This is a genomic window from Streptomyces xanthii (assembly GCF_014621695.1).
Lineage (GTDB): Bacteria > Actinomycetota > Actinomycetes > Streptomycetales > Streptomycetaceae > Streptomyces > Streptomyces xanthii.
Window position 1 is genome coordinate 3,842,266 of the sequence record NZ_CP061281.1, and the last position, 24,583, is coordinate 3,866,848.

Annotated in this window: 20 protein-coding genes; 11 read left to right on the top strand and 9 right to left on the bottom strand. The window is 71.8% G+C overall.

Features of this window, described 5'->3' with window-relative positions; genetic code table 11:
- Positions 1–9: 9 nt before the first annotated feature.
- From IAG42_RS17450 to IAG42_RS17460, 3 genes are read right to left on the bottom strand one after another with little or no spacing between them, the layout of a single operon-like run.
- Positions 10–921: an ABC transporter ATP-binding protein gene (locus tag IAG42_RS17450; protein ID WP_188337905.1), complete on the bottom strand. Its 912-nt coding sequence runs from the start codon at positions 919–921 to the stop codon at positions 10–12.
- Complete coding sequence (locus IAG42_RS17455) at positions 918–1,820, bottom strand: ABC-2 transporter permease (RefSeq protein ID WP_223206045.1); 903 nt, start codon at positions 1,818–1,820, stop codon at positions 918–920. Before IAG42_RS17455 ends, IAG42_RS17450 begins: the two co-directional genes overlap by 4 nt.
- Positions 1,810–2,808: an ABC transporter ATP-binding protein gene (locus IAG42_RS17460; protein WP_188337906.1), complete on the bottom strand. Its 999-nt coding sequence runs from the start codon at positions 2,806–2,808 to the stop codon at positions 1,810–1,812. The genes IAG42_RS17455 and IAG42_RS17460 overlap by 11 nt, the downstream gene beginning before the upstream one ends.
- A 288-nt stretch (positions 2,809–3,096) precedes the next feature.
- On the opposite strand from IAG42_RS17460, the gene IAG42_RS17465 reads away from it, so the two are divergent.
- From IAG42_RS17465 to IAG42_RS17495, 7 genes are all read left to right on the top strand, one after another.
- Positions 3,097–3,939, top strand: coding sequence for a M24 family metallopeptidase (locus IAG42_RS17465; RefSeq protein WP_188337907.1), 843 nt, complete (start codon positions 3,097–3,099; stop codon positions 3,937–3,939).
- An 11-nt stretch (positions 3,940–3,950) separates the two neighbouring features.
- The gene (locus IAG42_RS17470; protein ID WP_188341447.1) at positions 3,951–5,720 is read left to right on the top strand and encodes an SDR family oxidoreductase; all 1,770 of its coding nucleotides are present in this window, start codon (positions 3,951–3,953) and stop codon (positions 5,718–5,720) included.
- An 85-nt stretch (positions 5,721–5,805) separates the two neighbouring features.
- A complete protein-coding gene (locus IAG42_RS17475) occupies positions 5,806–6,729 on the top strand; it encodes a MerR family transcriptional regulator (RefSeq protein ID WP_188337908.1) in 924 nt (307 codons plus the stop codon).
- A 143-nt stretch (positions 6,730–6,872) separates the two neighbouring features.
- Complete coding sequence (locus tag IAG42_RS17480) at positions 6,873–7,415, top strand: RNA 2'-phosphotransferase (RefSeq protein ID WP_188337909.1); 543 nt, start codon at positions 6,873–6,875, stop codon at positions 7,413–7,415.
- Positions 7,416–7,446: 31 nt separating this feature from the next.
- Positions 7,447–7,914, top strand: a complete 468-nt coding sequence (locus tag IAG42_RS17485; RefSeq protein WP_188337910.1) for a hypothetical protein — start codon at positions 7,447–7,449, stop codon at positions 7,912–7,914.
- Between the two features lie 30 nt (positions 7,915–7,944).
- A complete protein-coding gene (locus tag IAG42_RS17490) occupies positions 7,945–8,886 on the top strand; it encodes an LLM class flavin-dependent oxidoreductase (protein ID WP_188337911.1) in 942 nt (313 codons plus the stop codon).
- An 88-nt stretch (positions 8,887–8,974) separates the two neighbouring features.
- Positions 8,975–9,859: an HAD-IIB family hydrolase gene (locus IAG42_RS17495; protein ID WP_188337912.1), complete on the top strand. Its 885-nt coding sequence runs from the start codon at positions 8,975–8,977 to the stop codon at positions 9,857–9,859.
- A 21-nt stretch (positions 9,860–9,880) separates the two neighbouring features.
- Here the strand turns inward: IAG42_RS17495 and IAG42_RS17500 are convergent, their stop codons facing one another.
- From IAG42_RS17500 to IAG42_RS17520, 5 genes are all read right to left on the bottom strand, one after another.
- Positions 9,881–10,930 carry a M23 family metallopeptidase gene (locus IAG42_RS17500; RefSeq protein WP_188337913.1) on the bottom strand — a complete coding sequence of 350 codons (1,050 nt, stop codon included), beginning with the start codon at positions 10,928–10,930 and terminating at the stop codon, positions 9,881–9,883.
- Between the two features lie 125 nt (positions 10,931–11,055).
- Positions 11,056–12,804 carry a GAF domain-containing sensor histidine kinase gene (locus tag IAG42_RS17505; RefSeq protein WP_188337914.1) on the bottom strand — a complete coding sequence of 583 codons (1,749 nt, stop codon included), beginning with the start codon at positions 12,802–12,804 and terminating at the stop codon, positions 11,056–11,058.
- A gap of 43 nt (positions 12,805–12,847) precedes the next feature.
- Positions 12,848–16,342 (bottom strand): thiol reductant ABC exporter subunit CydD, encoded by a 3,495-nt coding sequence (gene cydD / locus IAG42_RS17510; protein WP_188337915.1) that lies wholly within the window; start codon positions 16,340–16,342, stop codon positions 12,848–12,850.
- A 36-nt stretch (positions 16,343–16,378) separates the two neighbouring features.
- Positions 16,379–17,383, bottom strand: coding sequence for a cytochrome d ubiquinol oxidase subunit II (gene cydB / locus IAG42_RS17515; protein ID WP_188337916.1), 1,005 nt, complete (start codon positions 17,381–17,383; stop codon positions 16,379–16,381).
- Between the two features lie 20 nt (positions 17,384–17,403).
- On the bottom strand, positions 17,404–18,909 hold the full coding sequence (locus IAG42_RS17520; RefSeq protein ID WP_188337917.1) for a cytochrome ubiquinol oxidase subunit I: 1,506 nt from the start codon (positions 18,907–18,909) through the stop codon (positions 17,404–17,406).
- Positions 18,910–19,222: 313 nt separating this feature from the next.
- Between IAG42_RS17520 and IAG42_RS17525 the strand changes: the two genes are divergently transcribed.
- A complete protein-coding gene (locus tag IAG42_RS17525; RefSeq protein ID WP_188337918.1) occupies positions 19,223–19,594 on the top strand; it encodes a cyclophilin-like fold protein in 372 nt (123 codons plus the stop codon).
- Between the two features lie 12 nt (positions 19,595–19,606).
- Here IAG42_RS17525 and hisC read toward each other — a convergent pair whose 3' ends face one another.
- Entirely contained in the window at positions 19,607–20,686 is a 1,080-nt protein-coding gene (gene hisC, locus IAG42_RS17530) for a histidinol-phosphate transaminase (RefSeq protein WP_188337919.1), read from the bottom strand.
- Positions 20,687–21,108: 422 nt separating this feature from the next.
- Between hisC and IAG42_RS17535 the strand changes: the two genes are divergently transcribed.
- From IAG42_RS17535 to IAG42_RS17545, 3 genes are all read left to right on the top strand, one after another.
- Positions 21,109–22,221 (top strand): LacI family DNA-binding transcriptional regulator, encoded by a 1,113-nt coding sequence (locus IAG42_RS17535; protein ID WP_188337920.1) that lies wholly within the window; start codon positions 21,109–21,111, stop codon positions 22,219–22,221.
- 215 nt (positions 22,222–22,436) lie between these two features.
- Positions 22,437–23,537 carry a metallophosphoesterase gene (locus IAG42_RS17540; protein ID WP_188337921.1) on the top strand — a complete coding sequence of 367 codons (1,101 nt, stop codon included), beginning with the start codon at positions 22,437–22,439 and terminating at the stop codon, positions 23,535–23,537.
- 182 nt (positions 23,538–23,719) lie between these two features.
- Positions 23,720–24,580: a hypothetical protein gene (locus tag IAG42_RS17545; RefSeq protein WP_188337922.1), complete on the top strand. Its 861-nt coding sequence runs from the start codon at positions 23,720–23,722 to the stop codon at positions 24,578–24,580.
- Positions 24,581–24,583: the final 3 nt, after the last annotated feature.

Sequence of the window (24,583 nt, forward strand, 5' to 3'; positions counted from 1 at the left end):
CAGGGCCTCCTACGCCGCGACCAGGTACGAGAAGACGGACTCGAGGGACTCGTCGGACGGCGAGACCGTGAGCAGGCGGATGCCGTGCTCGCGCGCCACCTTGGGGAGCAGCGTCGTGAAGCGGCCGAAGTCGACGGCCTGGATGCGCAGCGCGCCCTCCTTGAGGTCGACCTCGATGCCGGCGGTGGACGGGTCCGCGATCAGTGCGGCGGCCAGGGCGCGGTCGTCGCTGGAGCGGACCAGATAGCGGTGCGGGCGGTCCGTCATCAGGCGGCGGATCTTGCGGAAGTCGCCGCTCGCCGCGTGCCGTCCGGCGACGATCACCTCGATGTGGGAGGCGAGTTGCTCGACCTCCTCGAGGATGTGCGAGGAGAAGAGCACCGTGCGGCCCTCGTCGCCCATGCGCCGCAGCAGGTCCATGAGCTGCATGCGCTGGCGCGGGTCCATGCCGTTGAACGGCTCGTCCAGGAGGAGCACGGACGGTTCGTGGACGAGCGCGGAGGCCATCTTCACGCGCTGGCGCATGCCCTTGGAGTACGTCGAGATCTTGCGGTCCTGCGCGTACTCCATCTCGACGGTGGCGAGGGCCCGCCCCGCCTCCTTCTTGCCGAGACCGTGCAACTCCGCGTTGGCGACGACGAATTCGCGGCCCGTGAGGAAGTCGTACATGGCCTCGCGCTCGGGGACGATCCCGATGTGGCGGTAGATCTGTTCGTTGCGCCAGATCGGCTGCCCGTCCAGGGTGACCGTGCCGTTGGAGGGGGCGAGGAAGCCGCCCATCATGTTGATGAGCGTGGACTTGCCCGCTCCGTTGGGGCCGAGCAGGCCCGTGACACCGGGGCCGACCGTCATGGTGATGTCGTTGACGGCGACCACGTTGCCGAACCAGCGCGAGACGTGGTCGATGTTGATGGAGGTCACAGCCCGACCTTCCGGTAGCGGCGCATCAGCAGCCCGTAGGAGCCGGCGATGAGGCCGAGGACGACGAGGAGGTAGATCACGCCCTGGCCGGACGAGGGGCCGTGCGCGCCGGGGAAGGCGGACGTGGCGCCCAGGAAGGCGGTCTGCACTCCGTCGATGAGCGTGATCGGCGAGAACAGGCCGAGCCAGGAGACCGCGCCGCCGTTGTCCTGCGCGTCGGCGATCGCCTGGACGGTGGAGACGGCGCCGAAGGAGATCGTCAGGACGGCGATCACGGCGGCGATGCCGAAGCCGCGGCGCGGGGTGACGGCGGAGATGACGAGCCCGATGCCGGCGAGGAGCAGTGACAGCAGTGCCACGGAGACCAGTCCCTGGGCGAATCCCTTGCTCTGCTCGGCGAAGTCGAGCTTGGCGAGCAGTGCGCCTACGTAGAGGACGATCAGCGGCGCGGCGGTGAGGATGAACAGGGCGGAGGTCATGGCGGCGAACTTCGCCGCCACGTAGTCGCCGCGTTCGATGGGGCGCGAGAAGTAGAGCGGTACGGACTTGAAGCGCAGGTCGCGCGAGACGGCCTGGGGCGCCTGCGAGGCCACGTAGAGGGCGATCACCGCCTGGAGGACGATCGCGTAGCGCGTGTAGTCGAGCGGCAGGTCCTTCGCCTTGGTGGCGACGGCGACCGCGACCATGATCAGCGCGGGCACGCACATCACCACGAAGAGCAGCATGGGCAGCACCTTCGACTTGGCCGAGCGGCCCAGTCCGTACGCGCCGCGCAGGCTCTGCGAGAAGAGCGAGCGGCGGGCGTAGGCGCGGCCGAGGCGCGGGCCGTCGTAGTGGCGGTAGCCGATGTTGTGGATCTGGGTGGACGCGCGGTCCGTGGGCATGGGCTCAGTGGTCATCGTGGCCGCCTCCCGTCTGCTGTGCCGCCACGGAGGCGAGGGGTTCCTGCTGTTCGTCGGCCGGGCGGAAGACCTCCGCGATGTGGTGCCGGCGCTGTTCCATGCGCACCAGGCCCAGGCCGAGGTCGGCCACGACGTCGCGCACGAGGTCGTAGGTCTGCTCGCCCTGGGCGGTGAGCAGGACGATGTGTCCGGCGCCGGGCAGTTCGCCGCCGGTGTGGGTCTCGATGCCGCGCCCGGCGAGCGCCTCGCGCAACGCGCGCGTGCCGTCGGGGTGCGCGTCGCTGTCGGTGACCTCGACGGCGAGCGTCGCGGTGCTCTGCGTGAAGTCCTTGGTGGAGCTGGAGCGCAGCAGCTTGCCGCCGTCGATCACGACGACGTGGTCGCAGGTGCGCTCCAGTTCGCCGAGGAGGTGCGAGGTGACGAGGACCGAGATGCCGAACTCGGAGTGGACGCGGCGGATCAGGTCGAGCATGTCGTCGCGGCCGACCGGGTCCAGGCCGTTGGTCGGCTCGTCCAGGAAGACCAGCTGCGGGTCGTGGACGAGCGCCTGGGCCAGCTTCACGCGCTGCTTCATGCCGGTCGAGTAGCCGCCGATGGGGCGGTAGCGCTCCTCGTACAGGCCGACGTGGCGCAGCGTGTCCGCCGTGCGTTCGCGGGCGGCGGTCGGCGGCAGGCCCGACATGCGCGCCATGTGGACGACGAACTCGGTGGCCGAGACGTCGGGCGGCAGGCAGTCGTGCTCGGGCATGTAGCCGACCCGCTCGCGGATCTCGGCGCCCTTGGTCGCGACGTCGAGCCCGAGCACTTCGGCTCGGCCCTCCGAGGCGGGGGACAGACCCAGCAGGATCTTGATCATGGTGGACTTGCCGGCTCCATTGGCTCCGACGAGTCCGGTCACCCCGGGCTCGATGTCCATGGTCAGCCGGTCAAGCGCGGTCACCCGGGGGAACCGCTTGCTCAGGCTTTCGGTCGCGATCACAGTCACGCTTCGACGCTAGTGGCGCAGGCCACATCTGACGTCAGACCGTGGGGTCGACCTCGTATGCGACCTGAGGCGTACGGGTCCCTAGGGGGTCAGCCCCGAGTACTCCCTCGACCTCTGGTCCGTCACCCGTCGTGGTGGCCCGGTTGTGCACATCGCGGACGTTTTCCACAGTCTGCCGCAGGGCTCTTGACGTCGACGCCGGTCATTGTCACATTCATCAGTGTCAAGTTACGAGCGCGTACGGCGACGTCCCGGTCACGGGCGGCCGTGACCGGGACGGACGGTGGCATGACCACAGCAGTGGCACGGGAGCTCTCCGCGGAGCTGCGCGGGTTCAGGGAAGTGCAGACCCTCGCGTACGAGTGCGCGGAGGCGGTCGCGGCGCAGCTCAAGCCGGGTGTGACCGAGCGCGAGGCGGCGCGCATGCAGCGCGAGTGGCTGCGTGAGCGCGGGGTGCGGGACTGGTTCCACCTGCCCTTCGCCTGGTTCGGCGACCGCACCGCGTTCGTGAACTTCCGCGTCCCGCTGCAGTTCTTCCCGACGAACCGCAGGCTCGAGGCGGGCATGCCGTTCATCCTCGACATGGCCCCGGTCCACAAGGGCTACACGGCGGACATCGGCTACTCGGGCTGTCTCGGCCTCAGCCCGTTGCACGACAAGCTGCTCGCCGACCTCCGGGCGCACCGCGAGCTGATCCTGCGCGAGGTGCGCGAGCGCCGCACACTGCGGGAGATCTACGAGGACGTGGACCGGCTCATGGTCCGCCAGGGCTATGCGAACCGGCACCGGGCGTACCCCTTCGGCGTCATCGCCCACAAGGTGGACCGGGTCAGGGAGCGCCGGCTGAACCCGACGCTGTTCGGCTTCGGCGCGCAGTCCCTCAAGGGCCTGGCGAGCGACGCGCTGCACGGACACCGGGACGGCTGGTCACCGCTGTGGTCCCCGTACCGGTTCTCCGACCACCCGCCGCAACCCGGCCTGTGGGCCGTGGAGCCGCACCTCGGATTCCGCGGCACCGGCGCCAAGTTCGAGGAGCTCCTCGTGGTGACGGACTCCAAGGACCCCGAGGAGAGCGCGTTTTGGCTGGACGACGATCTGCCGCACGTGCGGCGCTGGGCGGAGGGCATCTGATGACGGACCTGATGAAGATCCACGGCGCGCGCGAGCGCACGGTGGCCACGGGCGGGATCGAGCTGTGCGTCGTGGAGCTCGGCGACGCGGCGCGGCCCACCGTCGTCCTGGTGCACGGCTACCCGGACTCCAAGGAGGTGTGGTCCGAGGTCGCCACGCGCCTCGCGGACCGCTTCCACGTGGTCCTCTACGACGTGCGCGGCATGGGCCGGTCCACGGCTCCGTCCCCGCTGCGCGGCGGCTTCACCCTGGAGAAGCTGACCGACGACTTCGTGGCCGTCATCGACGCCGTGAGCCCGGACCGGCCGGTCCACGTCGTGGGGCACGACTGGGGCTCCGTGCAGTCCTGGGAGTTCGTCACGGTCAAGCGCACCGAGGGCCGCATCGCCTCCTTCACCTCGATGTCGGGCCCGTCCCTCGACCACTTCGGGCACTGGATCAAGCAGCGCATGAAGCGGCCCACGCCCCGCAAGGTCGGCCAGCTGCTCGGCCAGGGTGCCAAGTCCTGGTACGTGTACATGCTGCACACGCCGGTGGTTCCGGAGCTGGCCTGGCGCGGCCCGCTCGGCAAGCGCTGGCCGAAGATCCTGGAGCGCGTCGAGCGCGTCCCCGCCGGCGACTACCCGACGGCGTCGCTGCCCACGGACGCCGCCCACGGCGCCTGGCTCTACCGGGACAACGTGCGGGCGCGCCTGACCCGCCCCCGCGAGGACGCGTACGCGCACGCGCCCGTGCAGCTCATCACGCCCCTCGGGGACGCCTTCCTCTCGCCGCGGCTCTACGACCAGCTGGAGCTGTGGGCGCCGGACCTGACCCGGCGCAGCCTGCCCGCCAAGCACTGGGTGCCACGCACCCGTCCCGACCAGCTCACAGCCTGGATCGGCGAGTTCGTCACCGCGCACGAGGCGCGGGAGGGTGGCGTGCCCGCGCGGCGCGCCACCCCCTCCGGCAAGTACGCGGACCGGTTCGGCGGGCAGCTCGTCCTGGTCACGGGCGCCGGCAGCGGCATCGGCCGGGCCACCGCGTTCGCGTTCGCCGAGGCCGGGGCGCGGGTGATCGCCGTGGACCGGGACGCGGAGAGCGCGGCCCGGACCGCCGAGATGGCGCAGCTGATCGGTGCCCCCGAGGCCTGGGCGGAGACCGTCGACGTCTCGGACGAGCAGGCCATGGAGAAGCTCGCCGAGAAGGTCGCGGCCGAGTACGGCGTGGTGGACGTGCTGGTGAACAACGCGGGCATCGGCCTGTCGGGTTCGTTCTTCGACACCACCCCCGAGGACTGGAAGAAGGTCCTCGACGTGAATCTGTGGGGTGTCATCCACGGCTGCCGTCTGTTCGGGAAGCAGATGGCCGACCGCGGCCAGGGCGGCCACATCGTCAACACGGCGTCGGCGGCCGCGTTCCTGCCGTCCAAGGCGCTGCCCGCCTACAGCACGTCGAAGGCCGCCGTCCTCATGCTCAGCGAGTGCCTGCGCGCCGAGCTGGCCGGCCAGGGCATCGGCGTCTCCGCGATCTGCCCGGGCCTGGTGAACACGAACATCACGGCGACGGCCCGCTTCGCCGGCGCGGACGCCGAGGAGGAGAAGCGCCGCCAGGAGAAGTCCTCGCGCCTGTACGGCCGGCGGAACTATCCGCCGGAGAAGGTCGCCGACGCGATCCTGGACGCCGTCGTGCAGAACAAGGCGGTGGTCCCGGTCACCCCGGAGGCGCGCGGCGCCCACCTGATGTCCCGCTTCACGCCCCGGGCCCTGCGCGCGATCGCACGGATGGAGCCGCCGTTGTGAGTGTCGTGGGCCGGCCGCGCCGGTCGTACCATCCCTCGCAGGAAGGTTCGCCGCGCAGGGCCGGCACGACCGAGGGGCGTGGGGTGTGACGGAGCAGTCGGTCGCCGAATACCGGATCGAGGACCTGGCGCACCACAGCGGCGCCACGGTCCGCACCATCCGTGCCTATCAGGACCGGGGCCTGCTGCCCCGGCCCGAGCGGCGCGGCCGGTCGAACGTGTACACGCACGCCCATCTGTCGCGGCTGCGGCAGATCGCCGACCTGCTCGACCGCGGGTACACCCTGGCCTCGATCAAGGAGCTCCTGGAGGCCTGGGACGCCGGCCGGGGGCTCGGCGGCGTGCTCGGTCTGGTCGCCGAGGTGGACAAGCCGTGGACCGACGAGCGGGCCGGGCGCATCACGCGCGCGGAGCTCGACGCGAGGTTCGGCGGCGACCCGGACGAGGCGGCCGTGCAGGACGCGATCGAGCTCGGTGTGCTGGAGCGCGTGCCGGGCCGGGACGACGAGTTCCTCGTGCCGAGCCCCCAAGAGCTGGCCGTGGCCGTCGAGTTGTACGCCGCGGGCGTGCCGTTGTCCGCGATCTCGGGCCATCTCAGGGAGTTGAGGGGGCAGATCGAGCACATCGCCGCCCGTTTCCTGGAGTTCACGACCGAGCACGTCTTCGCCCGCTATCTCGGCCCGCTCCCGCCGACGGACGCCGAAGCGGCCGAAGCGGCCTCCCTCGTGCGACGGCTGAGACCGCTCGCCCAGCAGTCGGTGGACGCCGAACTGGCCCGTGCGATGCGCCTGTTCGCGACCCAGCACCTCAACCGGCACCTGGCGGCGGGACCGGTGACCACGCTCCCCGACGAGCCGCAGACGATCACGATGCCGGCCGGCACGATGCGGGCCGTCCGCACGCTGGTTGGGCCTGAGCACGTCTCGGCGTTCATCGCGGCGGCCGCCGAACGCGAGGTACAGGCCAGGACATTGGACTCACTAGCCTCAAATCACAACAAAGAAAACTGAGTTCGCCAAAGCGGGCATATCGCCTGCGAGTTGTCCACAGAATCGCCAATTCCCCTGTGGATAACGCGACTTGCTTGTGGATCAAACATGCGAGCAAAAAATTTCCGAAGACTTCGCCGGGGCTTCCGGGGCACCCTGACGCCATGGACGACCCCCGCACCGTGAAGGTGTCGAAGTACCTGTCCCGCCACCTGCGCCACCGGCCGGACCGCATCGGGCTGACCCCCGACGAGGCCGGCTGGGTCGAGATCGAGACGCTGCTCGCCGCGGCCGCCGCCCACGGCTTCCCCTTCACCCGCGCCGAGCTGGACCGCGTCGTCGCCGAGAACGACAAGCGGCGCTTCACGATCGACGGCACCCGCATCCGGGCCAACCAGGGCCACACGATCGCCGTCGACCTGGGCCTGGAGCCCGCCGAGCCGCCCGCGTACCTGTACCACGGCACCGTCCCCCGCTTCCTGGACGCGATCCGGGCCGAGGGGCTGCGCCCGATGGACCGGCACGACGTGCACCTGTCCGCCGACCGGGAGACCGCCACCCGCGTCGGCGCCCGGCGCGGCCGTCCCGTCGTGCTGTCCGTCGACGCGGGCGCCATGCACCGCGACGGCCACGTCTTCCGCGTGAGCGCGAACGGGGTCTGGCTGACGTCCGCCGTCCCCGCGCGCTACCTGCGCTTCCCCGGCTGACCGGGCCCCGGCTCAGGCATCATCGACAGGTATGGACCAGGAACCCGGCAGCCGGCCCCCGCTGCCCAGCACCGAAGCGGCCGTCTCCGCACTGCGCGCGCTCGCCGACGAGTACGCCGTGGAGTGCGTCGTCGAGCACGACATCGGCAGCGACCGGACCTCCCGGCGCACCGCCGCGGGCGTCGGCACCACGACCGATCCCGACGGCTCGCTGCCGCACGAGGCGTACGTCGAGCTCGGCGGATCGCCGCGGATCGACGTGCGGCTGTACCCCGAGGGCGACGCGCTGATCACCGTCGAGGGCGTGGAGTTCCACGACGTGCCCCGCGACGACGTGCCCGCCTTCCTGCGCGCCTGCCTCAGCGGCCTCGCCCAGGTCCGCGGCCGGTTCTTCCCGCCCGGCTACCGGCTCGTGGTCCCGCTGCCCGGCGACCGCACCTACAAGGAGCTCGTACCGGCGACCCTGCTCACGCCCTGGCTCAGCCGCCAGGTCCGCTGAAGGCGGCCCGGGCCGCTTACGCTCGCAGGCATGACCGAATCGCCCCGCACGCCGCAGTCCCCGTTCCGTCTGAGCACCGTGATCCTGCCCCACCGCCGCTGGCACGAAGGGGCCCGCGAGTCCTGGGTGCGCGCCGAGGATCTGGGCTTCCACACCGCGTACACCTACGACCACCTGTCCTGGCGCGTGCCGTTCCGCGACGGTCCCTGGTTCGGCGCCGTCCCCACGCTCACCGCCGCCGCGACCGCGACCGAGCGGCTGCGCCTGGGCACCCTGGTGACCTCCCCCAACTTCCGGCACCCCGTCACCCTCGCCAAGGAGCTCATCTCCCTGGACGACATCTCCTGCGGCCGAATCACGCTCGGCATCGGCGCGGGCGGCACCGGCTTCGACGCCACCGCTCTCGCGAGCGCCGGCCAGGAGCCGTGGACCCCGCGCGAACGGGCCGACCGCTTCGCCGAGTTCGTGCCGCTGCTCGACCGGCTGCTCACCGAGGACACCGTGACGTACGACGGCGCGTTCTACTCGGCGGGCGGTGCGCAGAACATCCCGGGCTGTGTGCAGCGCCCCCGGCTGCCCTTCGCGGTGGCGGCGACCGGTCCGCGCGGGCTGAAGCTCGCCGCGCGGCACGGTCAGGCGTGGGTGACCACCGGCGACCCGAAGCTGTTCGAGTCGGGCACTCCGGAACAGTCGGTTCAAGCCATTCGCGGACAGATCGAGAAGCTGACCGCGGCCTGCGACGCCATCGGCCGCGACGTGGCCGGACTGGACAAGATCCTGCTCTCCGGCTTCACCCCGGACCGGGCCCGTCCGCTGGACTCCGTCGACGCCTTCGTGGACTTCGCGGGCGTCCACCGGGACCTGGGGTTCACCGAGATCGTGCTGCACTGGCCGATCCCCGACACGCCTTTCGCCGCCGACCAGAAGGTCTTCGAGGCCATCGCCACGGACGCCCTCGCCCAGCTCGGCTGAATCCGGCTCCCGACGGTCCGGGGCAGGCGGGGCAGACGCGCCAGGTGCGTACTCATCTGCGCGCCCCGCCGCACGCCCGTGCACCCAGATGCGCGACCATGGGGCGGTGACCTCATCGACTCCTGGGCCCCGGACCCCGGCCCTCTCCGCGCCCCGGCTGATCGCCACGGACCTCGACGGCACTCTGCTGCACGACGACAAAACCGTTTCCCCTCGTACGGTCGCCGCGCTCGCCGCCGCCGAGGAGGCCGGCATCGAGGTCTTCTTCGTGACCGGCCGCCCGGCCCGCTGGATGGACGTGGTCGCCGACCACGTCCACGGTCACGGCCTGGCGATCTGCGGCAACGGCGCCGCCGTGGTCGACCTCCACGACGGCCCCGGCCGGCACCGGTTCGTCAAGGTGCGCGAGCTGGCGGTGCCGGACGCGCTGGACGTCGTACGGATCCTGCGAGAGGCGGCGCCCGGCACCGCGTACGCCGTCGAGCGGACCGGCGGGCTGCACCACGAGCCGGCGTACCCACCGCTGCACCTCGACCCCGGCGAGACCGTCGCCCCGGCGGAGAAGCTGCTCTCCGCCGACTTCGAGGACGTCGCGGACCAGCCCGTGCTCAAGCTGCTCGCCTACCACCCGGAGCTGGACCCCGACGCGTTCCTGGCGCTGGCCCGCGCGGCCGTCGGCGACCTGGCGGCCATCACGCGCTCCAGCCCGAGCGCGCTGCTCGAGATCAGCGGGCGGGAGGTCTCCAAGGCGAGCACCCTCGCGCTGTGCTGCGCCGAGCGCGGCATCGACCCGTCGGAGGTCGTCGCCTTCGGGGACATGCCCAACGACATGGAGATGCTCGCCTGGGCGGGCCGTTCCTACGCGATGGGCAACGCGCACCCGGACGTCCTGACCGCCGCGACGGGCCGCACGGCCACCAACAACGAGGACGGCGTGGCCCGCGTCATCGAGGAGATCCTCGCGAACCGCTGATCCGTAGCGGCGCCCGGCCCGTCACAACCCGACGCCCCGCTCCGCGAACCAGGCCATCGGGTCCACCCCGGAGCCCAGATACGGCGTGAGCCGCACCTCGAAGTGCAGGTGCGGCCCCGTCGAGTTGCCGGTCGTGCCGGACTGCCCGATCCACTGGCCGGCCTTCACGTGCTCGCCCTGGTCCACCGCGACGGACGACAGGTGCGCGTACTGCGTGTAGTAGCCGCCCGCGTGCCGCAGCACGATCTGGATGCCGAAGGCGCCGCCGCAGGACACGCTCACCACGCGCCCGTCCCCGACCGAACGGACCGGCGTGCCGATGTCGACCGCGAAGTCCTGCCCGGTGTGCCGGTGCGCCCAGCGCGCCCCCGCGCTGTCGAAGCCCGCCGACAGCTCGTACCGCTCCACCGGTGGCACCCACGCGCGCGTGGAGGTGAACGCGGGCTGGTCGAGACGGACCGCGCCCCGGCACTGACCGGCGGCCACCGAACTCTCCGCCTGACCCTGCAGCGTCCACTGCGCCGCCTGGAGCCTGCTCGCGATGCTCTTCTTCAGGCCGGCGAGTTCGTCGTTGCGCTTCTTCAGGGAGAGCCACGCGGCCGTCGCCCTGCGCTGTCCCTCCTCCAGCTTCTTCTCGGCCCGCTGACTCTTCGCGACCGCGTTGTCCAGCGCCAGATCCGCCTGCCAGGCGGCACGCTGACCGTGCATCAACTCCTCGGGGTCGTCGGAGAGCAGCATCTGGGCGGCGACCGGGATGTCGCCGCCGTTGCGGTACTGGGCGCGGGCGATGCGCCCGAGGTCGTCGTGGAGCACGGCGCTCTCCCGCCGCTCCTCGGCGAGCAGCCGCTCTATGCGCTGGGCCTCCGCCTTCTGGAGTTCGGCGGCCTTGCGCCCCTCCTCGTAGTGCTGCGAGGCCTTGGACGCCTCTTCATAGAGGCGCGCCACCTCGGCGCTCGCCTCGGGGCCGTCGGCCCCCACGGACAGCGCGGGAGTGCCTCCGAGGGCGACGAGCGCGCACAGCGCCGCCGGGACGACGAGCGAACTGCGGGAACGGCGGGGTCGTTGGGACATGTAACGGATCGTCACCCGCCCCGCCCGACCGCACCTGTGGAGCGCGTGCGCCCGGGGGAACCGCTGCCCCGGACGGCGCAGAAACGTAACTCCTCAAGCAGGGGAGGGAACGGGCGGGCCGGAAATCAGTGCGGTGCCTGCCACACCAGCGCCGTGCCGCCCCCGTCCTCACCGGTCCCGGGCCCGTACCAGCTGTCTCCGCCGAGCGACTCCGCGCGCCGCTTGAGGTTCTTCAGGCCGCTGCGCCGGCCGCCGTCGGGGATGCCCACGCCGTCGTCCGCGACGGTCAGCCGCACACCCGGCCGTCCGTCCGGCAGGACCACGGTGGCGTCCACGACGACCGCGATGGACGAGGCCCGCGCGTGCCGGAACGCGTTGGAGAGCGCCTCGCGCAGGGCCGCGATGAGGTTCTTGCCGGTGACCTCGCCGACGAGCGAGTCGACCGGGCCCACGAAGTGGTGCGCGGGCTTGAAGCCGAGCGGCACCGCCGCCATGTTGATCTCGCGCAGCACACGCGTGCGCAGCCCCGCCGGCGCCTCCGTCGGCCCCTGCTGGAGCGCGAAGATGGCGGTGCGGATCTCCTGGATCGTGGTGTCCAGCTCGTCGACCGCCTTGCCGACCCCCCGCTGCACCTCGGGCACCACCGAGCGGCGCTGGGCCGTCTCCAGCATCATCCCGGTGGCGAACAGACGCTGGATCACGAGGTCGTGCAGGTCGCGCGCGATGCGGTCGCGGTCCTCGTAGACGGCCAGCCGCTCCCGGTCGCGCTGCGCCTCGGCCATCATCAGGGCCAGGGCCGCCTGGGAGGCGAACTGGGCTCCGAGCGTGCGCTCCGCCTCGCTGAAGGGACGCGCCCCACGCGCGCGGGGCGTCACGAGCGTGCCGAGCACCCGGCCCTCGCTGCGCAGCGGGAGCAGCATCGCGGGGCCGTAGGCGCTCGCGAGCTCGGTCGTGACCCGCGGGTCCGTGGCCGCGTCCTCGATGAACACGGGCTCCCCGCAGAGCAGTTCCGTGACGATGGCGCTCTCCGGGGGCACCACGACGCCGAGCGCCGCGGAGGGGTGGTCGGAGGCCACCGCGACGATCTCCATGCCGCCCTCGGCGTCGGGCAGCAGCACGAGACCGGCCGCCGAGTCGGACAGTTGCCGGGCCTGTTCGGCGACCACCTGGAGGGCGTCCTCCGCGTCGCCTCCGGACAGGAGCGCCGTGGTCACGGCCACGGAGCCGTCGATCCACCGCTCCCGCTGCCGGGCCGCCTCGTACAGGCGCGCGTTGCCGATCGCGATGCCCGCCTCGGTGGCGAGCACCCGGACCATGTTGAGGTCGTAGTCGGTGAACTCCTCGCCCCCGTGCTTCTCCGTGAGGTAGAGGTTGCCGAAGATCTCGCCCTGGACGCGGATGGGCACCCCCAGGAAGGTGCGCATCGGCGGGTGCCGGGGCGGGAAGCCGCAGGAGCGCGGGTCGTCGGCGAGGTCGGCCATCCGCATCGGCACGGGGTCGTGGATGAGGGCGCCGAGCAGCCCGCGGTGGCCGTCGGGAAGCCGGCCGATGCGGCGCGCCGTCTCCTCGTCCAGGCCGTGGTAGACGAAGTCCGACAGGCCCTTGCCGTCCTCGGCGACGACGCCGATCGCCGCGTAGCGGGCACCCGCGAGCTCGGCCGCGGTCTCGCAGATCCGGTCGAGCGTGGAGTGCAGCTCCAGTCCCGTGCCGACCGAGCGCATCGCCTCCAGGAGCTGTGGCACGCGCGCGGTCAGCTCGGCCGAGAGCCCCTGGAGGCCACGCGTGGCCCGGGTGGCCGCCGCCTCGTCCGGGTCGGCGGCCGGCTCGGCGGGGTCGGCGGAGGCGGGGGCGCCGGGGTCCGTGGGTGCAACCATGACCCCGAGGGTAATTAGTCCTATTTGGCGACGAAAGTCGGGTTCACTGGCCGGACAGGGCCGGAAGCGCGCCCTCCCGCTCCCGCAGCGACCGCAGCGGCCCCTCGACGGCGGCCAGCTCCGCGTACGGGCCGCGCTGCGCGACCGTCCCGCCGTCCAGCACCAGCACCTCGTCCACGGCCTCCAGACCCGCGAGCCGATGCGTGATCAGCACCGTCGTGCGGCCCCGGGTCGCGTCCAGCAGGTCCGCGGTGAGCGCGTCGGCCGTCTCCAGGTCCAGATGCTCGGCCGGCTCGTCGAGCACGAGGACCGGGAAGTCGGCGAGCAGCGCGCGGGCCACTGCGAGCCGCTGCCGCTGCCCGCCCGACAGCCGCGCCGCGTGCTCGCCCACCAGGGTGTCGAGCCCGTCGGGCAGCGCGTCCGCCCACTCCAGGAGGCGTACGCGGCCCAGGGCGGCCCGCAGCTCCTCCTCCGTGGCGTCCTTCTTGGCGAGGAGCAGGTTCTCGCGAACGGTGCTGTCGAAGAGGTGCGCGTCCTGGGCGCAGAGCCCGACCGCGCGGCGCACGGCGTCGCCGTCGATCCGCGTGGCGTCGACCCCGCCGAGCGTGTACGTGCCCGCGCCCGGGTCGAGGAAGCGCAGCAGCACCTGGGCGAGCGTGGTCTTGCCGGACCCCGACGGGCCCACGACCGCGACCCGGCGCCCGCGCGCCAGCGTGAGGTCGACCCCGGCGAGCGCGTCCCGCGCCTGCCCCTCGTACCGGGCGGTGAGCCCCCGCACGACGAGCGGGAACGGGTCCTGCGGCGCGGGCACGGGCCGCTCCGGCTCCCGTACGGGATCGGGCGCGTCCAGGACCTCGTGGACGCGCTCGGCGCTCTTGCGGACGCGCTGGCGGTACTGCACGGCGAGCGGCAGCCCGAGCACCGCCTCGAACGCGGCGAGCGGGGTGAGCACGACGACCGCGAGCGCCACCCCGTCGAGCTGCCCGGCGCGCACGCCCTGGACGCCGGCGAGCGCCGCCCCGGCCACGGTGAGGCCCGTGATCAGCGCGGTCAGCCCGTCGCCGAGCGCGGTCGCGGTGGCGGCGCGCGAGGCGATCCGGGTCAGCGCGGAGTCGGCCTCCCCGGCCTCCTTCATGCGGCGCGGCAGCGCGCCGGAGACGGTCAGCTCGGCGGTGCCGGTGAGCAGCTCGGCCGCGCGGGTGGCGAGCAGCCCGCGCGCGGGGGCCAGACGGCGCTCGGCGCGGCGGGCGACGGCCCCGGACAGCAGCGGCACACCCACCCCGGCGAGGAGCAGTCCGGCGGCGAGCACGGCGCCCGCCGCGGGCAGCAGCCACGCGGTGAAGGCCACCGAGCCCGCGCCCACGAGGGCTGCGGCCGACGCGGGCAGCAGCCAGCGCAGCCAGTAGTCCTGCAGAGCGTCGACATCGCTCACCAGACGGGACAGCAGGTCGCCGCGCCGGGTCGCGCGCAGTCCCGCGGGCGCGAGCCGCTCCAGGCGGCGGTAGACGGCGACCCGGGTGTCGGCCAGCATGCGCAGCACGGCGTCGTGCGACACGAGCCGCTCCGCGTACCGGAAGCAGGCCCGGCCGATGCCGAACGCGCGCGTGGCGGTGACCGCGACCATCAGGTAGAGCACGGGCGGCTGCTGCGAGGCCCGCGAGATCAGCCAGCCGCTGGTCGCCATCAGGCCGACGGAGCTGCCGAGCGCGAGCGCACCGAGCAGCAGTGCGAGGGCGAGCCGGGAGCGGCGCGGACGGGCCGCGGCGCGGAGCCGGGCGAGGACGCCGCGTCCTTCGGCCCGCCGCTCGGGGCGCTCCGGAGCGGCCGCGGGCGCCTCCTGGCGGGTCTGCCCCGGGACGGACGCGGGGACCGGCTCGGTCACCGGCGCCGGGTCCTCCGTGGCGGCGGGCGGCGCGAGCCGCACCACCCGGTCCGCGACCGCGAGCAGCGCCGGGCGGTGGACGACCAGGATCACGGTGCGGCCCACGGCGAGCCGGCGCACCGCCTCGACGATGCCCGCCTCGGTGTCGCCGTCCAGCGCGGCCGTCGGCTCGTCCAGCAGGACCACGGGACGGTCGGCGAGGAAGGCGCGGGCGAGCGCGAGGCGCTGCCGCTGTCCCGCCGAGAGCCCGGAACCGTCGTCGCCGAGCACGGTGTCGAGGCCCTCGGGGAGCGCCTCGACGAAGTCCAGGGCGCCCGCCTCACCGAGCGCCGCACGCACCGCGGCGTCGTCGGCGTCCGGCCGGGCGAGCCGTACGTTCTCCGCGATCGAGCCCGCGTAGAGCTGCGGCCGCTGCGGCACCCACGCCACGCGCGCGTGCCAGGCCTCCCGCGCCACCTCGGAGAGATCGGCGCCGCCCACCAGGACGCGCCCGTCGCGCGGCCGGACGAAGCCCAGCAGGGCGCTCAGGAGCGTCGACTTGCCGGCGCCGCTCGGGCCCACCAGGGCGACGGTCTCGCCCCGGGCCACCTCGAAGGAGACCGACGAGACGGCGGCCGTCCCGCGCCCTTCGTAGCGGACCGAGACACGGTCGAAGGCGATGCCGCCCTCCTCGGGCAGCGCCTTCGTGCCGCTCTCGGGCAGGGGCGTCTCCAGGACGTCGAAGATCTCCTCGGCCGCGGCGAGACCCTCGGCGGCCGCGTGGAACTGCGCCCCGACCTGGCGCAGCGGCAGATACGCCTCGGGCGCCAGGACGAGGATGACGATGCCGACGTAGAGGTCCATGTCGCCGTGCACGAGCCGCATGCCGATGGTGACGGCGACCAGCGCGACCGACAGGGTCGCGAGCAGTTCGAGGGCGAAGGACGACAGGAAGGCGATCCGCAGCGTGCGCATCGTGGCCCTGCGGTACTCGCCGGTGATCGTGCGGATGGACTCGGCCTGCGCCTTCGCGCGGCCGAACACCTTCAGGGTGGGCAGACCGGCGACGACGTCCAGAAAATGGCCCGAGAGCCGGGACAGGAGCCGCCACTGACGGTCCATCCGGGACTGGGTGGCCCACCCGATGAGGATCATGAAGACGGGGATGAGGGGCAGCGTGCCGACGATGATCGCCGCCGACACCCAGTCCTCGGTGACGACGCGGGCGAGCACCGCCACCGGGACCACCACCGCGAGCCCCAACTGCGGCAGATAGCGCGAGAAGTAGTCGTCCAGGGCGTCGACGCCCCGGGTCGCGAGCGCCACGAGGGAGCCGGTGCGCTGCCCGGTCAGCCAACCGGGGCCGAGCCCGGCCGCCCTTTCGAGCAGCCGGCGCCGCAGCTCCGACTTCACGGCCGCGCTCGCCCGGTGCGCCGCGAGCTCGGTCAGCCAGGACACGAGGCCCCGGCCGGCCGCCACGGCGACGAGCAGCAGCAGCGGCGTGCTCAGCCGCGCCGCGTCGAACCCGTGCTGGAACGCACCCACCACGACCTCGGCGATGAGCATCGCCTGGGCGATGACCAGGCCCGCCCCGGCGGCACCGAGGACGACCACCGCGATCAGGAAGAGACGGGTCGCCCGGGCGTACCGGAGCAGGCGCTGGTCGATCGGTTTCACGTGAAACACACCCTCGCGTAGCGGTTTCTCACCGGGTCAGTGCGCGGCGTCGGCGATGTGGTGCGTGCCGATGCGCTTGCGGAACACCCAGTAGGTCCACGACTGGTAGAGCAGCACGATCGGGGTCGCGATGCCGGCGCACCAGGTCATGATCTTCAGCGTGTACGGGCTGGACGAGGCGTTGCTGACCGTCAGGCTCCAGTCCGCGTTCAGCGACGACGGCATGACGTTCGGGAACAGCGTCAGGAAGAGCATCGCGACGGCCGCCACGATCGTGAGCCCGGACAGGGCGAACGACCAGCCCTCGCGGCCGAGCTTGACGGCCCCGAGCGCGCCGACCAGCGCGACCACGGCCACGATCATCGCGGCGAGCGAGCCGCCGTCCCCGTGGTCGGCCTGGGTCCAGATCAGGAAGCCGAGCGCGGCCACCGCGGCGACCAGTCCCACGGCGAGCGCCGTCCTGCGCGCCCGCGTCCGGATGTCACCGACGGTCTTGAGCGCTGTGAACACGGCGCCGTGGAAGGTGAACAGGGTGAGCGTGACCAGACCGCCGAGCAGTGCGTACGGGTTGAGCAGGTCCCAGAAGTTCCCGACGTACTCGAAGTCCTTGTCGATCTTCACGCCGCGCACGATGTTGCCGAAGGCCACACCCCACAGGAACGCGGGGATCAGCGAGGTCCAGAAGATCGCGTGCTCCCAGTTGGCCTGCCAGCGCTCCTCGGGCCGCTTGGCGCGGTACTCGAAGGCCACACCGCGGATGATCAGGCACACCAGGATGATCAGCAGCGGCAGGTAGAAGCCGGAGAACAGCGTCGCGTACCACTCGGGGAAGGCGGCGAAGGTCGCGCCGCCCGCGGTGAGCAGCCACACCTCGTTGCCGTCCCAGACCGGGCCGATCGTGTTGATCAGCACCCGGCGTTCGGTGCGGTCGCGGGCCAGCAGCTTGGTGAGCACACCGACCCCGAAGTCGAATCCCTCCAGGAAGAAGTAGCCGATCCACAGGACGGCGATGAGTACGAACCAGACGTCGTGGAGTTCCATGACTCGTGAGCCCCCAGGGCCTAGTAGGAGAAGGCCATCGGCTTGTCGGCGTCCCGGTCCCCGCCGATCTTGGTGGGCGGGTTGAGGTCGTCCTCGGTGAGCTCGGGCGGGCCGGCCTTCACGTACTTCACGAGGAGCTTGACCTCGATCACGGCGAGCACCGCATAGAGCAGCGTGAAGACGGTCATCGAGGTGATGACCTCGCCCTGCGAGACACCGGGGGAGACCGCGTCGCGGGTCTGCAGCACGCCGTAGACGACCCACGGCTGGCGGCCCATCTCGGTGAAGATCCAGCCCCAGGAGTTGGCGATCAGCGGGAAGCCGAGCGTCCACAGCGCGACGAGCCAGTAGAGCTTGGTGAACTTCGGGTTGAGCGCCTTGTTCTTGAAGAGGACCAGGTTCGGCACCTCGTCCTCACCCACCCTCAGGTGCTGGGGCAGCATGAACTTCTTGCGGGTGAGCCAGAGTCCGAGGATGCCGAGCGCGAAGGACGCCATCCCGAAGCCGATCATCCAGCGGAAGGCCCAGAAGGTGACGGGGATGATCGGGCGGTAGTCGCCCGGACCGTACTTCTCCTGCTCGGCCTTGTTGGTGTCGTTGATGCCGGGAACGTACGAGGTGAAGTCGTCGTCGGCGAGGAAGGACAGTATCCCGGGGATCGACAGCTCGACCGTGTTGTGGCCCTTGCTGACGTCACCCACGGCGAACACCGAGAAGGGCGCCGAGTTCTGACCCTCCCACAGGGCCTCCGCGGCGGCCATCTTCATCGGCTGCTGCTTGAACATGACCTTGCCGAGCAGGTCGCCGCTGACCGCGGTGAGCAGGCCGGCGATCACCACGGTGACCAGGCCGAGCCGCAGCGAGGTCTTCATGACGCCCACGTGCTTCTTGCGCGCCAGGTGGAAGGCGGCGATGCCGACCATGAACGCGCCGCCGGTCAGGAACGAGGCGGTCAGCGTGTGGAAGGCCTGGGTGAGCGCCGTGTTCTGCGTCAGCACGTGCCAGAAGTCGGTGAGCTCGGCGCGGCCGTTCGCCTTGTTGATCCGGTAGCCCACCGGGTGCTGCATCCAGGAGTTGGCCGCGAGGATGAAGTACGCGGACAGGACCGTGCCGATCGACACCATCCAGATGCAGGCCAGATGGATCTTCTTCGGCAGCTTGTCCCAGCCGAAGATCCACAGTCCGATGAAGGTGGACTCGAAGAAGAAGGCGATCAGAGCCTCGAAGGCCAGCGGCGCCCCGAAGATGTCACCGACGAAGCGGGAGTAGTCCGACCAGTTCATGCCGAACTGGAACTCCTGCACGATGCCGGTGACCACACCCATCGCGATGTTGATCAGGAACAGCTTGCCCCAGAACTTGGTGGCCCTGAGGTACTTCTCCTTCTCCGTGCGCACCCAGGCGGTCTGCAGCCCGGCGACCAGAGCCGCGAGCGAGATCGTCAGGGGGACGAACAGGAAGTGGTAGACGGTGGTGATGCCGAACTGCCATCGCGCCAGAGTTTCCGGCGCCAGAGCCAGGTCCACTGCGTCTCTCCTTACATCGCCGTGGTCACAGCGGCAGTTTGCCCCTTTAATCCCACAAATCATGGGAGGAACCGGGACACGCTTGTGAACGCGTTCACATTCACAAGCATTATGTCGTACTGGCTGTCGGGATCCGCACGGGGGTCCCCTTACTGGGAGGAACACCACGGGGGGCGGGCGCAGCGGGCCGCCGGACCGGAACTCACCGGGTGGAGCCCACCGGGTCGAGCTCGCCGGATGGAGCTCGCCGGTCGGAGCTCACTGGGTGGACAGGGGCTTCCGGGGAACTTCAACATCTTGTTGAATCCGCCGCATGACGCGCATTCGCATCTCCTGGCCGGCCGGACACACCACGGCGACGGTCGAGGACACCCCGACCGCCAAGGCCCTGCTCGCGAAACTGCCGCTGAGCTCGACGGCGAACACCTGGGGCGAGGAGGTCTACTTCGACACGGGCGTCAGCGTCCCGGCCGAGGAGGACGCCCGCCAGGTCGTGGAGCCCGGCACCGTCGCCTTCTGGACGGACGGCGACGCCCTCGCCCTCCCCTACGGCCCCACGCCGATCTCGCGAGGCGACGAATGCCGCCTCGCGAGCCCGTGCAATCTGCTCGGCCGGCTCGACGGGGACCCGCGGGTGCTCGCGACGGTGCGCGGCGGCGACCCGATCCGCGTCGAACTGGCCTGATCCGCCGAGCGGTCAGAGCTCCTTGCGGAACTGCTGCGCCGCGTGCAGGAAGATGTCGTTGGCCTCGGTCTCGCCGATCGTGGCCCGCATCCCCTCACCGGCGAAGGGACGCACTACGACACCGGCCGCCTCGCAGGCCGCCGCGAAGTCCATCGTCCGGTCCCCCAGGCGCAGCCACACGAAGTTCGCCTGCGTCTCGGGAACCGTCCAGCCCTGCTCGCGCAGCGCGTTCACGACGCGGGTGCGCTCGGACACCAGCGTGCCGACCCGGCCGAGCAGCTCGTCCTCCGCGCGCAGCGAGGCCACGGCCGCGTCCTGCGCGAGCTGGCTGACGCCGAAGGGCACCGCCGTCTTGCGCAGCGCGGCGGCCACCGGCTCGTGGGCGATGGCGAAGCCGACCCGCAGCCCGGCCAGACCGTAGGCCTTGGAGAAGGTGCGCAGCACCGCCACGTTGGGCCGGTCCCGGTAGATCTCCACGCCGTCCGGCACCTCGGCGTCCCGGATGAACTCGCGGTACGCCTCGTCGAGCACGACGAGCACGTCGGAGGGCACCCGGTCCAGGAAGCGCTCCAGCTCGGCCCGGCGCACCACGGTGCCCGTGGGGTTGTTGGGGTTGCAGACGAAGATGAGGCGCGTGCGGTCCGTGATGGCGTCGGCCATCGCGTCCAGGTCGTGCACCTCGCCGTCGGTGAGCGGCACCTTGACCGAGGTCGCGCCGCTGATCTGCGTGATGATCGGGTACGCCTCGAAGGAGCGCCAGGCGTAGATCACCTCGTCACCGGGGCCGCTGGTCGCCTGGAGCAGCTGCTGCGCGACGCCGACCGAGCCGGTGCCGGTGGCCAGGTGGGTCACCGGGACGGCGAAGCGGTCCGACAGCTCGTTCATCAGACCCGTGCAGGCCATGTCCGGGTACCGGTTGAAGGTCCCGGCCGCGGCGACCGCCTGCTCCATGACGCCGGGGAGCGGCGGATACGGGTTCTCGTTGGAGGAGAGCTTGTACGCCACCGGGCCCCCGGCAGCCGCGGGCTTGCCCGGCTTGTAGGTGGGAATACCCGCCAGCTCGGCACGCAGCTTGGGGTTCGTCTCGCTCACCGCAGTCCTCCTAAGGCCACCGTTCCAATACTGCACACCTTAAGAGGATTCGGCGCGCGCCCCAATGGGGCGGAGCCAGGAGGTGCCCGCGCGGGGTCCGGGCGGCACACGAGGAGCGCCGACGGGCGCACCCTCGGCACTCCCGAGGCGTGCGTCTCAGGGGGGAGCGCTCGGCGCCCTGGCGCGCGCCGGTGGCTTGCGCCGTGGCGCGCATCACCCGTGAAGGTGAGTTGAGACCTGTTCGCAACATCGCCGACTTGGCAGGCCCACGCGCACCGACAAGTGAGGTATTACAGTCAGGACCAGTAACTACCTTTCAATCCATGGTCATTGACGATGTATCACCTTGCAGAAACGTGCCTGTCAACCCCGGCATATGCGCCCCCGCCATGCAGCCGCATGAGCCCTACTATCGGCTCGCCATGACAGCAGCAGGGAAGCACCAGGTGAGCCGGGCGGAGACCACCCGCAGGGGCACCCGGCAGGGACGGGCGGGCATCAGAGACGTTGCCGCCGCCGCCGGGGTCTCCATCACGACTGTCTCCGATGCGCTCAACGGCAAGGGCCGGCTCCCCGACGCCACCCGACGCCATGTCCGCGAGGTCGCCGACCGGCTGGGCTATCGCCCTTCCGCGGCCGCCCGCACGCTCCGTACCGGCAAGTCGGGCCTCATCGGTCTGACCGTGACGACGTACGGGGATGAACCTTTCACCTTCACGGAGTTCGCGTACTTCGCGGAGATGGCGAGAGCCGCGACCTCGGCCGCGCTCGCCCGCGGCTACGCCCTCGTCATCCTGCCCGCCACCTCACGTCACGACGTGTGGTCGAACGTCGCGCTCGACGGCACCGTCGTCATCGACCCCTCCGACCACGACCCGGTCGTCACCGAGCTGGTCCGCCAGGGCCTGCCGGTCGTATCCGACGGACGTCCCGCGGGCACCCTGCCCGTGACCGCCTGGGTCGACAACGACCACGAGGCCGCCGTCCTCGGCATCCTCGACCACCTCGCCGAGGCCGGCGCCCGCCGCATCGGCCTGCTCACCGGCACCACCACGGACACCTACACCCATCTGTCCACCTCCGCCTACCTGCGCTGGTGCGAGCGAGTCGGCCAGGAGCCGGTCTACGAGTCCTACCCCGCGCACGACCCGTGCGCGGGCGCCGTCGCCGCCGACCGGCTGCTCGCCCGGCCCGACCGCCCGGACGCCGTCTACGGCCTCTTCGACCCCAACGGCACGGACCTGCTCGCCGCGGCCCGCCGCTACGGCCTGCGCGTCCCGGACGACCTGCTGCTCGTCTGCTGCAGCGAGTCCACGATGTACGCCAACACCGAGCCGCCCATCACGACGCTCTCGCTGAAGCCCCGGCGCATCGGCACGGCCGTCGTCCAGCTCCTGATCGACGCCATCGAGGGCGTCGAGTCCGACCAGCCGGTCGAGCAGGTGATACCGACCGAACTGATCGTGCGCGCCTCCTCGCAGCGCCGCCCGCACCGCACCACCGTCAGTCCGCCGCGCTCCCCGGGCAAGGGCTGACCGCCGCCCGCCGCCTCCGCGCGCCCGTGACCGAGAGGAAAAGTCCACACCAATTCGGGAGAAAAGCACGGGGAACAGCCGTCCGTCACGGATTCACCACCCCTGGTGCATCACACAGCCCGAGCGGCGTTCCTATGATGGGCGGACGACACCGCGGGCCGCTGCGACCAGGCAGTCCGATCCGGTGCACAGGCGGCGCAAGGGTGGAGGGGTCGATGACTCAGGGGGCCGGTCAGGGATCCGCAGCGCGCACGGAGACGCTGCGTGACTTCCGTGTTCCCGCGTACGTCCACGACGTACCGACGAGCATGGTGCCCGCCGACCCCGTCCCCGGCCCTGTTCCCGGCCCGGGCGCGGCTCCCGACGAGGACACCGCGGCCTACCCGGACGGCTACACCCCGACCGAGCGGAACCTCCCGGTCATCAACCGCGGGGACACCGTCCAGGTCGAGCTCCCGCAGCCCGTGCCGACGGCCCCCGCGGCCGACGGCCTCGGCCCGCTGTACGTCGTCGGCGACGTGCACGGCTACCTCGACGAGCTGATCGCGGCGCTGCGAGACAAGGGCCTGCTCGACGAGGAAGGCAACTGGGCCGCGGGCAACGCGCGCCTGTGGTTCCTCGGCGACTTCACCGACCGCGGCCCCGACGGCATCGGCGTCATCGACCTGGTCATGCGCCTCTCCGCCGAGGCCGCCGCGGCGGGCGGCTACTGCAAGGCGCTGATGGGCAACCACGAGCTGCTGCTGCTCGGCGCCAAGCGGTTCGGCGACACCCCCGTCAACTCCGGCGCGGGCACCGCCACCTTCCAGGCGGCCTGGTTGCTGAACGGCGGGCAGAAGTCCGACATGGACCGCCTGCAGGACGTGCACCTGCAGTGGATGTCCCGGCTCGACGCGATCGAGATCGAGGACGACCACCTCCTCATGCACTCCGACACCACCGCCTACCTCGATTACGGCGACTCGATCGAGGCGGTCAACGACACGGTCCGCGAGACCCTCACGCGCAACGACGCGGACGAGTGCTGGGACCTGTTCCGCAAGTTCACCAAGCGCTTCGCGTTCCGCGACGAGGAGTCCGGGCCCGGCGCGGTCCGCGAGCTGCTCGGCGCGTACGGCGGCTCGCGCGTCGTCCACGGCCACAGCCCGATCCCGTACCTGCTGGGCGAGGTCGGCGGCGAGGACGCCGACGGCGAGGACAGCAGGCCGGCCGTCGAGGGACCGCACGTGTACGCCGGCGGTCTGGCGATCGCCATGGACGGCGGCGTGACCATGGCCGGAAAGCTGCTGGTCCAGCAACTCCCCATGGATGAATGAGGGTTGACCGGGCAGGCGCGTAAGCGGAGGATCCGGCTGGCCACCGGGCCAATTTCCGGAAACCCCCTGTCACCGCGTGCCGTGACCGCTCTACCATCGGCTTATCCGTAGCAGGCTCCCCTCCGTTTCTGCCCTACGGCTCGTAACCATGCGGGCCACCAAGCCCTACGGAGCATCGGGGGATGCACATGAACAGCGCTCCGCAATTGCTGAACGAGGACCGCCCCGAGTTCGAGCGGATCCTCGATGAGGCGCTGCGTACCGCGACCGACCGCCCTGATCTCGCCGCCGTGGGCAGGCGGCTCAACCCCGAACAGCTGCGCACCATGGCGCTGGGCGCCGCCGCACTCATCAACACCGCGGCCGCCACCGAGTACCAGCACTTCCTCAAGGTCCGCGAGGACATCCGCACCGCCCCGCGGCCTGTCCGGCCCGAAGGGGAGGGAGACAGCCCCGCTGCGACAGCAGGCACCGGTCCGATCGGGCTCGTCGCGGAGACGGCGGGACCGGGCGTCGCCGCGGTCGCCGTCGTCCTCGCCCCGGTCCTCGCCGGTACGGCCGCCGCGATCTTCCTGCTGGTCGGCTACATCCTGAAGATGCTCGACCCGGCACCGGACTTCGCCGACACGATGCTGATGGCGGGCTGGATCTTCGCGGCCTGCACCGCGGCGGGGATCCTCGTCGCGGCCGTCTGCCTGCTCCTCGCGGCGCTGCGCAACGGTTCGACGTCGGTGCGGGCCGGTGCGCCGGACGAGGCCGACGAGGCCCTGGCACGGGCCAGGGAGGCCTGGGGAGAGGCTCTGCTCGAGCGCGGCATCGTGCCGTTCCTGCGGGAGGCCCAGACGGACCCGCAGGCGGGCGGCACACCGCTCGGCGGGGGCCACGGCGGCCCTGCCGGCCGCATGCCGCAGCTCGGCTACAACCGGCCGGGGTTCACGAGTCCGGAGAGCGGCGGGGGCACGGCCACGGGCCAGCGCGCCGGCTTCTCCAGCCCGGACTTCACGAGCCCGGACTTCGGCGGCCCCGAGCACCAGCCGGACTGACGT